8 protein-coding genes are annotated in these 13094 nt (G+C 43.9%); 7 read left to right on the top strand and 1 reads right to left on the bottom strand.

The annotated features are described in order from the left end of the window. The first annotated feature begins 30 nt into the window (after positions 1 to 30). The 6 genes from ACSQ8O_RS07145 to ACSQ8O_RS07170 all read left to right on the top strand — a co-directional run bounded on the left by ACSQ8O_RS07145 (position 31) and on the right by ACSQ8O_RS07170 (position 10268). Positions 31 to 906 carry a carbohydrate ABC transporter permease gene (locus ACSQ8O_RS07145; protein WP_436241002.1) on the top strand — a complete coding sequence of 292 codons (876 nt, stop codon included), beginning with the start codon at positions 31 to 33 and terminating at the stop codon, positions 904 to 906. An 18-nt stretch (positions 907 to 924) separates the two neighbouring features. Further along, a complete protein-coding gene (locus tag ACSQ8O_RS07150) occupies positions 925 to 1746 on the top strand; it encodes a carbohydrate ABC transporter permease (RefSeq protein WP_436241003.1) in 822 nt (273 codons plus the stop codon). Positions 1747 to 1778: 32 nt separating this feature from the next. Continuing rightward, positions 1779 to 3119: an FAD-dependent oxidoreductase gene (locus ACSQ8O_RS07155; protein WP_436241004.1), complete on the top strand. Its 1341-nt coding sequence runs from the start codon at positions 1779 to 1781 to the stop codon at positions 3117 to 3119. 106 nt (positions 3120 to 3225) lie between these two features. Further along, the gene (locus ACSQ8O_RS07160; RefSeq protein ID WP_436241005.1) at positions 3226 to 7524 is read left to right on the top strand and encodes an OmpL47-type beta-barrel domain-containing protein; all 4299 of its coding nucleotides are present in this window, start codon (positions 3226 to 3228) and stop codon (positions 7522 to 7524) included. Between the two features lie 148 nt (positions 7525 to 7672). Next, positions 7673 to 8461 carry a class I SAM-dependent methyltransferase gene (locus tag ACSQ8O_RS07165; protein WP_436241006.1) on the top strand — a complete coding sequence of 263 codons (789 nt, stop codon included), beginning with the start codon at positions 7673 to 7675 and terminating at the stop codon, positions 8459 to 8461. A 268-nt stretch (positions 8462 to 8729) separates the two neighbouring features. Beyond that, positions 8730 to 10268 carry an AbfB domain-containing protein gene (locus ACSQ8O_RS07170; protein ID WP_436241007.1) on the top strand — a complete coding sequence of 513 codons (1539 nt, stop codon included), beginning with the start codon at positions 8730 to 8732 and terminating at the stop codon, positions 10266 to 10268. Positions 10269 to 10340: 72 nt separating this feature from the next. Here the strand turns inward: ACSQ8O_RS07170 and ACSQ8O_RS07175 are convergent, their stop codons facing one another. After that, positions 10341 to 11390, bottom strand: coding sequence for a GntR family transcriptional regulator (locus ACSQ8O_RS07175; RefSeq protein ID WP_436241008.1), 1050 nt, complete (start codon positions 11388 to 11390; stop codon positions 10341 to 10343). 290 nt (positions 11391 to 11680) lie between these two features. On the opposite strand from ACSQ8O_RS07175, the gene ACSQ8O_RS07180 reads away from it, so the two are divergent. Beyond that, positions 11681 to 13033: an ABC transporter substrate-binding protein gene (locus ACSQ8O_RS07180; protein ID WP_236288499.1), complete on the top strand. Its 1353-nt coding sequence runs from the start codon at positions 11681 to 11683 to the stop codon at positions 13031 to 13033. The last annotated feature ends 61 nt before the right edge of the window (positions 13034 to 13094 follow it).

Below are 13094 nucleotides of genomic sequence, written 5' to 3' on the forward strand. Positions count from 1 at the left end.
GGCATCATGCGACGAGTGTCCAAACATAACATGAAGGAACAATTGGCGGGTTATTTGTTTATTTTGCCGAACTTTCTCGGCGTTTTTTTCTTCGTCATTCTACCTCTGCTTTTCAGTTTTATGCTGATATTTGCAGATTGGGATTACTTAAAGGGGTTTGCTGGGCTGAGTTTTGCTGGATTAGGAAATCTTGAAAAATTAGTAAATGACGTTTACTTATGGCACGCACTGGGGAACAATTTTATTTTGACAGGCGTAACGGTGCCCAGTGCAATGGCGATTGGTTTGGTTGTAGCTGTGCTGCTGAATCGACATGTTTATGCCAAAGGTTTATTGCGAACTTTGTTTTTCCTGCCCTATGTCAGCAGTTTGGTGGCTGTTTCTGTGGTATGGAGCGTGCTTTACAATGCCCAAGATGGCCCGATCAACGCCTTCCTAAGATCGCTGGGGGTTGCCAATCCTCCTGAGTGGTTGGGGAGTACAGCGTGGGCATTGCCGGCTATCATCATTATGGTCGTGTGGACTTACATCGGATACACGATGGTGCTGTATATGGCGGGATTGCAAGGGATTCCGAAAGATTTATATGAAGCGGCTTCGATTGACGGGGCCACAGGGATGAGACAGTTTTTCAAAATCACGGTCCCTATGTTGAAGCCTACGACCTTTTTAATTGCTATTACACTGATTATTTCCACCTTCCAGGTTTTTGCGGTTGTGAATGTGATGACACAAGGCGGACCGGTCAACTCTACGATGGTTATTGCTTATCATATTTATCTCACTGCCTTCCAGAATTATAAAATGGGTTATGCGGCAGCAATGTCATGGGTTTTGTTCGTCATCATCTTTTCGATTACTTTGATTCAATGGCGCAGTCAGAAGAAGTGGCAGCAGCACTTTTAATGGAGGAGTGGGTTCGTAGTGGTATCTTTGCGAAAATTAAGCGTAACGCTTGTCATGTTGGTTTTGGGTGTATTGGTCTTGATCCCGTTTATCTGGATGATTTCTTCGTCTTTCAAAATCCAAGCTGATTTATTCAAATACCCGATCAATTGGATTCCCAAAAATCCGATTCTCTCGAATTATGAAGAGGTTTGGGGTGGCAAATATAAATTTGCTTTGTTTTATTGGAACTCGGCCAAAATCACTTTCTTTACAGTTATTGGCTCCATCATCACCAGCTCGTTGGCTGGGTTCGCGTTCGCTAAATTGAACTTTAAGGGAAGAGATCTAATCTTCCTGATGTACTTGGCCACGATGATCATACCTGCTCAGGTACTGCTTGTCCCTAGGTTTATCCTGTTCGATCGCATTGGGTTGGTGAATACCCATTGGGCTGTCATTTTACCGGGAATTTTCACCGTATTCGGAACGTTCCTGATGCGGCAATTTTTCAGTACAATTCCGAACGAGCTGCTTGAAGCGGCAAAAGCGGATGGAGCGGGATTCTTCCGGATCTATTGGCAAATTTGCTTGCCATTAACGAAGCCCGCCATCGTGACACTTCTCATACTGACCTTTACATGGCACTGGAATGAATATGAGAATCCGTTGATCTTTCTGCGTTCGAGTGAATTGTTCACACTACCGATAGGTCTTTCCAGTTTTGTAGATGAGTACGGTGCAAATTATTCGCTGATTATGGCTGCTTCGGTATCGGCGCTGCTTCCTCTCATTATCGTCGTAGCCATCTTCCAAAGATTCTTTGTTGAAGGCATTGCCAGCAGCGGCCTGAAAGGGTAACAGCAGCGAAATTTAATAAAGGAGTGATATCCGTGAATGATTTTACAAACGATTTTGATATTGTGATTGTTGGGGCAGGCGTAGGCGGCATTTGTGCAGCTTTAGCTGCTTCTAGATTAAACAGTAAAGTGCTGCTTATTGAAAAAATGAGTGAGATTGGCGGAACAGGCGTCCATGCCGCTATAGCTTTAGTATGTAAGTTTCGTGATCATGATGGAAGATGTGTGAACACGGGGATTCATAAGGAATTATTCCCGCAGGCCTACCAGAATACGGGCTTGACCTTTGACGAGGAAACGGTATCCAGCTATGACGAACAGGAATTAAAAGAAACCTATCATCGATTAATTCAAAAAGAGAAAAATCTGACCGTATGGACGAACTGCGAAGTGGATGCTGTACAGGTGGAAGATGGGAATATTCGTTCAGTGACGATCACTGGATCTAAGCATACGCGTGTATTTGGTCACGTGTTCCTGGACGGGACGGCTGATGGGAATTTATCTGCATTGGCAGGAGCTGAGTTTCAAAAGGGGCGAGATAAAGATGGAAAGATGCAGATGGCGACGGTTACTTTCAAGCTGACTGGATTCGACCCCTCGCTATTCAAAGTAAAGGATGTCACAAGCTGGGGCTGCTTTTTTTGGCTGGAAGAGACGCTCAAGCCCTATTATGTTGCGATGAAACAGAGAAAGAACAGTACAAATATGCGTCAGGGCGTATTAGCATTTCCTTATCCAGATGGGAAAGCATTCCTATTTAATTCGACTGCGATAAGCGATGTTGATCCCACCATTCCAGGATCAGTTGAACGTGCGTTTGAAATCGGCAAAGTTCAAGTGTATGAATTAGTTGAAGCGATCAGGGAGCACCCAGCATTTCGGGATGCGAAGATTGAGACTATTTTTACGAAGCTAGGGGTACGTGAAGGCCGCAGAGTTATCGGCGACTATATGTTAACCGGAGAAGACTGTCTGCAAGTACGCAAGTTTGATGATATGGTGGCTGCTTGTGCTTATGATGTGGATGTCCATGATCCGGATGGGAATAAAAATCACCAGGAGTATATGACGATTTTGCCAAGCCCGGGATATTATCATATTCCTTATCGCAGCCTTATCGCCAAAGGATTTAATAATCTGCTGTTAAGCTCACGCTGCATTAGTGGTACTTTTGAGGCCCACGCTTCTTACCGTGTCATGTCAGGAATTAGCGCTATTGGCGAAGCAGCAGGCACTGCAGCAGCCTTAACCGTCAAATCTGGCTTCAGCGATGTTCGTATGATTTCTGCCGAAGAGATACGTTATATCCTGCAAACGCGAGGCCAATTCGTAGAAGGTCCTGTTAAGGAAACACATGTGTTGAACCAGTAGTGAAAAAAGGTATATACGTGGCGCTAAATGAGGAAGGAGGTGACTTTATAGACGAGGTGTCGAGTGTTTTTGAAAACGATTTACATTTGAAGGGAGATGTAAGGCAATGAAAAGAGTGATAAGTCGTCTAAGTACTGCATTTGTGGTATTTGCTCTACTAGCAACGTATGGGTTCACCCTAATCTCAGGAAACCAAGTGGCTTATGCGGCAGCATTAACCATCGAGCAAAACACAGTAGGTAACATTTTCTATGAAAATGACACTAAGAGCTTCAAAATCAATACGGATGGGGACTCGATTGATTGGGTTTATTCCGATTATTGGAATAACACCGTACAGTCTGGAAGCCAAGCGGTAAGCGATGGAACGACCCTGCTAACCGTTAATCCTGGGAAAAAGGGATGGTTCAACTTAGTTATTACGGCCAAGCAGAACGGGAACGTTATTGCCTCCAAAGATACATCTTTTGCGGTCGTTTCCAGTTTCGATCTGAGCCAAGTGGCGGATTCACATTTTTCTGTACAAACGCATGCTGCTCGAACCGATCTTATTGCTCAAGATTCTGCTGCGCTGATACCGATTGCTAAAAAAATGGGAGTTAAGTATGTCAGGGATGCCTTGCGCTGGGGGGACATCGAGGATACGACGAAGGGGGTTTATAGCTTCAAATCCTTCCATGACGACTTCATGTCGCGTGTGGCGGCGAACGATCTCAAGCCCTATATGACTCTGGCGTTATATAATAATTTATACGATGAGGGAAATGCGCCGACGAGTCCGGAGGCAAGGGCGGCATTTGCTGAATACGGCAAGCAAGTATTGAGCAGATATCCCCAGATCGGACAGGTGGAGATTTGGAACGAACCGGACATTCCTTCGTTTGGGAAGGGACTTAGCACTGAGGCAGAGAAAGCGGATTTTTACTTCAATTTGTTAAAAACCTCCTACGAACAAATTCATCCCCTTTTTCCGAATGTGAAAATAACAGGATTTGTCTTTGGTGAACTGGGTTCAGACTCATTTTTGGAAGCGCTTTATCAAAAGGGTGCGCTGAATTATATGGATGAATATTCGTTTCATTCGTATACGAGGATTCCAGAGGATTTCGTTAAAGATATCAACAGGCACAAAAATATAATGAAAACCTATAACAACAATCAAACCATTCCGATCAATCTTTCGGAGACAGGATTCAGCAATTTTAATTTCGACGAGCATGTCCAAGCCAACTATGTGGCTCGAAGAATTGTCACTGCTTTGGCCAATGGGGTCAAAAAAATCAATATTTATAATTTGCAAAATAAATCTACAGTTCCGAATGAATTTGAGGGAACGTTCGGTTTGATTCGCAATCCTGACGATGCCAAAGGTGCTTATGTTCCTAAGCCGGCCTACGCTGCTTATGCGACAATGACCCGTGAATTAACGGGAGCGGATTTTCAAACCACGGAGGATGTTTTCCCCGGAATTTATATTCATAAGTTTATTAAAGCAGCGGAAGATATCCGAGTTATGTACGCTCCTGCGGGAGCCGACCTCAAGCTGTATACTCACAGCCCCCTACAAGTCACAGACATTATGGGGAATATGTTAACTTATATGCCAACGAATGGCTATGTGCGGCTGCTGCTCGATGAGAATCCGATTTATGTAAAGGGTGGGTTGGAGGCTCCTTATATCGAAGAGATACCACCGACCATTACCAATCCGATCACCCTATATAGTGGTTACAGTATGGGGGGCTATGCGGAAGTCAATGGACCGCTTGGAACGGCTACTAATAAATGGGTAACGTCATCCGTGCTCAAAGGCTACAACGGTGGTATTTCGCGAGCGATTACGAACCCAACAGGCGCAACGGCCAAATGGACACCGAATGTGTCCGCATCCGGACGATATCGAGTTTCAGCGTATCTTCCAGGAACGCCCGCCACTCCAGTGAATACAACGAAAATGGCTGCGTATTCGGTCTATATCAACGGAGTCAAACAGGAAACGAAGGTTATTGATCAATTCTCTCTACAGGGATCATGGCAGGTATTGGGTACCTATGAGTTTCCAAGGGGAACAAGCAGCAATATCCTGCTCGAAGACACGAGCCCCACTCACGATCGTCCGCTTCGGGCGGATGTCATCAAGTTAGAGGCAATCCCTTCGACCGGGATTGCTCTAGATACTGATGCACTTGATCTGCGGGTTGGAGATACGCATGCCTTCACGGCTGTGTTTACACCTGCTGAGGCCACTGACCAGACGTTGGTTTGGAGCAGTTCGAACAGTCAAGTTGTGACTGTCGATGCCGAGGGACATGCGAATGCGACGGGGGTAGGAGATGCGGTGATTCGTGCTGTGAATCCGTTAACTTCCCTCTATGCGGAGGCGAGGATTCAGGTAACGATGCCTGCTATTCATCCGGTTACGATCTATCATAGTTATGGCATTAACGGGGGTTACACGGAAATCAATGGGCCGCTAGGAACCGCTACGAATAAGTGGGTGACTTCTACGGTTCTCCAAGGTTATAACGGCGGCATCTCGCGAGCAATTACGAATCCAACGGGCGCATCGGCCAGATGGACGCCGACAATCACCCAGCCCGGACGATATAGGGTATCGGTTTATTTGCCAGGAACGCCTGCGACTCCGGTGTATACGACGAAAGCTGCCGAATACTCGATTTATACGGATGGCGTAAAGAGCAATTCTAAGATCGTCGATCAGTCCACATTGCAAGGCTCATGGCAGGTACTGGGTATCTATGATTTGCCGCGAGGAAGTGCGAGCTACATCACGGTCGAGGATGCGAATTCGGCTCATGACAGACCGCTTCGTGCGGATGTGGCCAAGTTCGAGTTTATCCCCCCTACGGGCATCAGCTTGAATACCCAGGCGCTTGATTTGCAACTAGGAGATACGCATCTATTTACGGCGGGGATAACTCCGAGCGATGCAACGGATCAAAATCTGCTTTGGAGCAGCACGAACACCGATGTGGCAGCCATTGATGCCCAAGGCCAGCTACATGCTCTGACTGTTGGCAGTACCGTGATCCGTGTCACGAATCCATTGACGTCCCTGTATGCCGAGACTGAGGTGAAAGTGACGTCGAATGATAAGACAGCTCCAATGACCACAGATGATGCTCCGACAAGTTGGGTAAACCATGATGTAACCGTAAGCTTGAACGCAAGTGATAGTGAATCAGGGATCGCAGCTATAAACTACACGGTAGATGGCGGTCCGCAACAAACCGGTACTACGGTTACATTGACAGTGGAAGGTATTCATACACTTGTTTATTGGAGTGTTGACAATGCGGGGAATATCGAAGCCCATCACACGATAATCATTAGGATCGATAAAGCACCTCCACCAGAAGCAACCTTATCGGCAGATGTGATGTCACCAACCAACACCGATGTCATCGTAACGATCAGTTATCCGGCTGATGCAGTGGCAAAGGAATACAAATTAGGAACAAACGGCACATGGACAGTGTACACAGACCCTGTTGTTGTTTCCGCAAATAACACGGTGTACGCAAGAGGAACCGATGCCGCAGGCAACGTATCCAATGTAACTCATTATGTAGTCAGTAATATCGATCATGCATCACCAACTGCAACAGTGGCATATAGCGTGGTAAACGCACAGAGTGTGATTGCCACAATCACATCGAGCGAAGCGGTAACGATTACGAATAATGGGGGTTCAAACAGCTATACGTTCATCATTAACGGCAGCTTTACCTTCGAATTCGTCGATGCAGCAGGAAATCATGGAACGGCAACGGCAACTGTTAGCAATATTGCAGCAAAAAGTAAAGCTAAACCGGGTACAGTGGTACTATCCGATGACAATGGGTATGATACCGGACTTCTGGACGGTACATACAATGTTACGATGAACATGCGGTATGGAGAAAATGGTAGAATTTACAATCTTTATGAAAATGGTGTTTTAATCGATACGAAAATCCTTACTGACAATTCACCAAATGCACAAACGGTAGTAACCGCAGTTTACGGCAAAAAGAATGGGACCTATCGTTACTTTGCGGAGCTTATTAATGCATTCGGCACAACGACGAGCAGTACGCACATTGTAACAGTCACGAAAGCAGCGCCGGACAAACCAGTTCTATCCAACGATAACTGGGATGGTGATGGAAATTTCAAAGTCAGCATGAATATGTGGTGGGGAACCAATGGCGGAACGTACAATTTATATGAGAACGGTGCTCTTATCTATACACAAGCACTTATGAATCATACACCGTATGCCCAAGCGGAAGTAATGACCGTAACGAATAAAGCAATTGGCACCTATCAATATCGCGGTGAACTCGTTAACTATGCCGGAGCCACATCCAGTGATACGATGATTGTAAAAGTAACGAAGTAAGCTTGGTATAGGAACCTAAGAGCTGAGTGGATGAGAACGATCCATTCGGCTCTTTTATTTCTTTTCGCTAAGAAAATATTGACAATCGCGAAGCGGGTGGTATTATATACCAGCTAGTACCAATTGTATAAATCTGGGAGGTATGTATTTGCAAAAACAACTGTCAGCTGCGAACAAAATGGCATGGGAAACGAAAGCTTATCAGGCATGGGTTCATTATTATGGAACACCAGAAGAACTTGCAGAGAAACTGAAACTAGAACACAAACATCATTTGCGCTACTGGCTAAAGTACATGGGTGATCCAGCGGGCAAGCGAGTTATTAATTTACTCGGCTCACACGGTCGTAAGGCAATTTCTCTTGCATTGTTAGGTGCAGAAGTGACGGTGGTGGACATATCGGAAGAAAATCGATTGTACGCGATGCAGGTTGCTGCTGCTACTGGTGTCAAAATTGACTATATCTGTTCTGATGTTTTGGATATCCCAAATGAAGAAGCATTAGGCCAATTTGACATCGTGTTGATGGAGTTTGGTATTTTGCATTATTTTACAGACCTCCATGCTATTTTCAGCGTTGTTCGTCGTAGACTTGGGAGCAATGGTCGGTTTATTTTGACTGACTTTCATCCTTTCGCACGAGTATGGCTGAACACATACAACTTGCCGCAGCCAACTGGTAACTACTTCGATGATCGTATTAAAGAGGGGCAAGTAGCCTTTGCTAAGTTGCTCCCCGAGGAAGAACGTACTGAGTTAAGTGAGGTGTTAGTTCGAAGTTGGACAGTCGGAGAAATCATAACTGCTATTGGAGCAACAGGATTATGTATAAGAACATTTGAAGAGATTGCAAGTAAGGCAGATCCAAGATTTCCAGAGTTCTATACGCTAATTGCTGATAAATTGGATGTGGAGTTATCTCCATTATATCCTTGATTGGAAGATGTGCTTTAATAAGGGGGTGCTTCGCGGCAGCTCCTTTTTGATTTTCATAATTTTCAATGACAAAGTATTAAATTCAACCTATTTTTATAATTAAATACATTTTAATAACCAATTTAATATATAAATGGAACTAGAAATGTTTTACAATTACTTGGTAAAGCGCTTACACAAACAGGAAAGGAGATTCGAATCGTCGTCTTCCTAGTCAATGAAACAAGCATTGAGTTCATCAATAATAAATAGCGGAGGAGTTATTTTAATGAGTAAAAGGATTAAAATCTCAAGTATTGCGGTATTTGCTATTGTTATTTTTCTCATGATGATGTCGTCGGCAAGTGCGTTCGGTCCCTCAACTCTGTATACATCGCCAAGCACAGATCCGAGCCCAGGAACCTTGTATCCAAGGGCACTTACACTAAAGTACAGCGGTTCCTATAATGGACGGATGCTGGCAACTTTTGAACATTATGTGAGTGGTACTCCGTCTTTCCCTATCTATCAAAGCACAGATGGAGGGGTAACCTGGTCACACCTGTCGGAGGTTACGGACCAAGTAAATGGATGGGGATTACGGTACCAGCCGTTCTTATATGAACTGCCTCAAGCCATTGGCAATATGCCAGCGGGAACTCTCCTGATTGCAGGCAATTCGATTCCATCCAACCTGGCCACAACGAAGTTAGATATGTATAAAAGTACAGATCATGGTGTGACATGGACGTTTGTTAGTACGCAAGCAACCGGTGGGAAAGCTGATCCATCTGGGGCTTATGATCCGGTTTGGGAACCGTTTCTTCTTGTAGCGAACAATAAGCTCATTTACTATTATTCCGATGAAAGAGATCCTCTTCATAATCAAAAGCTGGTACATATTACTTCAACAGATGGCATTAACTGGAGTTCAGCTGTCGAAGATATTTCGCTCGCCGATTCGACCAAACGACCAGGTATGACGACCGTGGCCAAATTGGGCAATGGCAGCTATATCATGACGTATGAATATGGCGGAGCGAGTCCTGGGTTTGCTGTTTATTACAAAATCTCTACGAACCCCGAGAATTTTGGGGCAGCTACGGATCCCGGAACACAACTCATCACGCAGGATGGTGTCAAACCTTCAAGTTCACCGTATGTGACGTGGCTTTCGGGCACAGGTCCTAACGGGACAATTGCCGTTCGGGCAAATTCAAGTTCAGAGTTATATTTGAATACTGAAAATGGCGCATCGAACACATGGACGAGAGTAAGTACGGCTGTTGCGGGTGGCTACAGCCCTGCCTTAGTTCCTCTTGCGGATAATCACAACGTGTTAATTCTTAATGGTGGCCCTCTTGGCAGCACGAACCATAATGCCGTCACGTATGGAAGTATCGATTTGGGAGATGCTGCCTTGTTGCACCAATGGGAATCGTTTAGTGTACCCGGTTCTTATATGAGGCATTATAACTTTGCCGGGCGCATAGATCCGACTCCTCTTAGTAATGTGGATGACTCCAAATTCCGGATGGTACCGGGACTTGCGAATTCGTCAGGTGTTTCATTCGAATCGCTGAACTTCCCAGGCTATTATTTAAGACACTACAACTATGTCCTTCAAGTAGCCCGAAATGACGGGTCTGCAGCATTTAAGAGTGATGCGACATTCACCAAAGTGGCTGGATTGGGTGACGCTACGAAGGTATCCTTCCAATCCTACAATTACCCAACACGCTACATACGCACATTAAGTAGTATTCTTAGAATTGATCCGATCAGTACGACGCAGGAGAAAAATGATGCGACTTGGATTCAGCACTAATCGAACATAAAAAAAAGATCGCCTTACCTTCGTAAGAAGGCTGGGTGATCTCTTTTTTTTGTAAAGAAGTCCCTATTCAAATGTAACTAAACTCACTGGAATAACTTCTTGTTCAGGCGCGTACTCACCGTCTATTTGTAACTTCAACAATTTAACAGCGGTTTTCGCCATTTGTATTTCATTTTGCTGGATGAAAGGTACATTCGGAATCTCAGGATCATCAAAAGAGATCAATTCCAAGTCTTGATTGGAACGGAAGGTGAGATTCGCCATCTCAGCCGTTAAGGTAAACGCCACTTCAATATGGGGACGAGCCGTCAAGAAATCCGTGATATATTGTATAACCTGTTCCGTTCTTAGAATGTCTAATGGAACATGGCACCACAAATTTTTATCAATCAATACATTATTATCAATAAAGGCTTTTTCAAAACCAGAAGTACGATCTTCAATCGCTGTATTCGCATTCTCAGGTGAGATCAATGCAATTTGCCGATGCCCTTTATTTAATAAGTAGGAAGCCGCTTCAAACGCCCCGTTAAAATTATCAGACGTAATGCGATACGTATCAATATTTCTTAAATAACGGTCAATGAAGACGAACGGGAACTTGTCTAGCGATAAGCGAAGCAGGGATTCGTTATATTTTTCATCCTCAGTTGGGAAAACGATGATGCCCTTCACGCCCGCTTGGATTAACTCTTTAATAGATCGAGACTCTTCTGTTAAAGACTCGCGCGTGATATGTAAAATAAGTTGATACCCAGCCTCTTTTGAAAAATACTCCAAGTAATCTAACAGTTTTTGAATCACTCTCGTCTTCATGGTAGGTATAATCAGACCTATTAAATTATTCGATTGCAAAGGTGGAATAACGACGGGCTTCGTTGTGTCAGAATGGAAGGGCCCCGCTGCTACGAAAGTGCCTTTCCCTTGAATACGAGTGACGAGCCCCTCATCCGCAAGGCCGATTAGTGCATTTTTAGCCGTAATTTTACTCACTTTAAACGTTTCAGAAATTTCTTGTTCAGATGCAATCAAATCTTTGGGGCGAAGAATGCCAGAAACAATTTTATCCCTAATGTCTTGTTGAATCTGTTTATAAAGAGGTATTTTGCTCATTTGGTCCACTCCAATGAACTGGATTTTTAATAGGATTACAGTATAACTCTATTATAGCAGAATTTATGAAAAATTAGATATAAAAAATATAAAGGAATATGTTTTATAATATTTTATAACCAATTGAGTATATATTATATTATTTCTATATATTATAATACTGTTATTGAAGCGCTTTCAATCAGATATTGGACTTCACATCATGGGATAACAAACGTTTAGGAGATCAAATTGCATGGAAGGCAGACTGGATTGTTGAGAGAAACTTAAAAAAGTGGAGGTTAACAAAAATGAAAAAGATTCTGGCGTTATGCTTCTCTTCTACCCTTGTTGTTACAGCACTATCTGGTTGTTCATCAAATGAAACGACTTCATCGACCACTAGTCCTGCAGCTACGGCAGCAGCAGTAGCTGCAACTGCAGCACCAGCTACCCCAGCGCCAAAAGATGACGGCAAGAAAGTGAAATTAACTGTCGTGCATTATATGGTTGAAAAACCGAAGGTGGATACATTCAAGAAAGTGACAGACAAATTTACAGAGAAGAATCCTAATATTACATTCGATATTCAAGTCATGCCTGTAGATAAATTCAACGATAATATCAAATTGAAAATTGCAGCAAACGATCAGCCGGATATCATCTTTGGCCGTCCAGCGGGCATGGTTGAAATGACACAAGCGGGGAACTTCCTCGATCTTACGAATGAGCCATTTACACAGCAAATTGATGATAAATTTAAGCCGAATGTCACCTATGACAACAAGGTATACGGTTTACCAATTGACTTAATGACGAATGGTGTCATGTACAATAAGGATATCTTTAAGGATGCTGGCATTTCCATTCCAAAAACATATTCGGAGTTGCTAAAAGCGGCTGAAACATTGAAGGCGAAAGGGATTCCTGCTTTTGCAGCATCATGGAAAGACGGCGCTTCTTATATGAGCTTCATGTGGCCGGATATGTGGGGCGGACCGTTAGTGAAAATGCCGGATTATGCGGGCTCGATTACGTCTGGTCAAAAGAAATTCGCTGATCTTCCGGAATACAAAGGTTTCCTTACACGCGTAGGTCAATTATCGCAATACGCCAATGCGGACGCGAAGGATATTACATATGACAGAGCCTCCCAATTATTTGCACAAGGCAAAGCGGCAATGGATATTATGGGTAGCTTTGCAATCGGAACGATTCGCAGCTACAATCCAGCAGGTAACTTCGGTGTATTCATGTTCCCTTCCTATGATAATGCAGCGGATAACTATATGACATTGTCCACGGATAATACTTGGATGATCGGCAGTAAATCGAAAAATGTGGATGCAGCAAAAAAATTCTTTGCTTACATGGCATCGGATGAAGGCGCGCAAATTTGGGCGGATGGCGTACAAACGATCAGCGCTTTGAAGAACAACGTGAAACCAAGCACACAAGATTCGATGGCTAGTGATTTCTTAGACATTTACAAGACAGGCAAAGTTGTTAACAATCAGCTGAAACCGCTGTGGTATGGACAATTTGATGATTCATGGCAAAAAACGATGTTGAAATTCATCTATGCCGATCCAAAGACAAGAAGTGTAGATGCTTTGGTTCAAGAATTAGATACGACATTCGCGAAAATCATCGCTAATAAATAAAGCGTACACATGTATGACAACTCCCGGCTGCTTGTATGGGGCCGGGAGAACCATTATAAAT

The organism is Paenibacillus sp. LjRoot56, assembly GCF_964253335.1.
Classification (GTDB): domain Bacteria; phylum Bacillota; class Bacilli; order Paenibacillales; family NBRC-103111; genus Paenibacillus_E; species Paenibacillus_E allorhizoplanae.

Bases quoted from the DNA above. Each gene is read 5' to 3' on its own strand.
- ACSQ8O_RS07145 (WP_436241002.1), top strand. From the start codon at position 31: ATGAAGGAACAATTGGCGGGTTATTTGTTTATTTTGCCGAACTTTCTC.
- ACSQ8O_RS07160 (WP_436241005.1), top strand. From the start codon at position 3,226: ATGAAAAGAGTGATAAGTCGTCTAAGTACTGCATTTGTGGTATTTGCT.
- ACSQ8O_RS07170 (WP_436241007.1), top strand. From the start codon at position 8,730: ATGAGTAAAAGGATTAAAATCTCAAGTATTGCGGTATTTGCTATTGTT.
- ACSQ8O_RS07175 (WP_436241008.1), bottom strand. From the start codon at position 11,390: ATGAGCAAAATACCTCTTTATAAACAGATTCAACAAGACATTAGGGAT.
- ACSQ8O_RS07180 (WP_236288499.1), top strand. From the start codon at position 11,681: ATGAAAAAGATTCTGGCGTTATGCTTCTCTTCTACCCTTGTTGTTACA.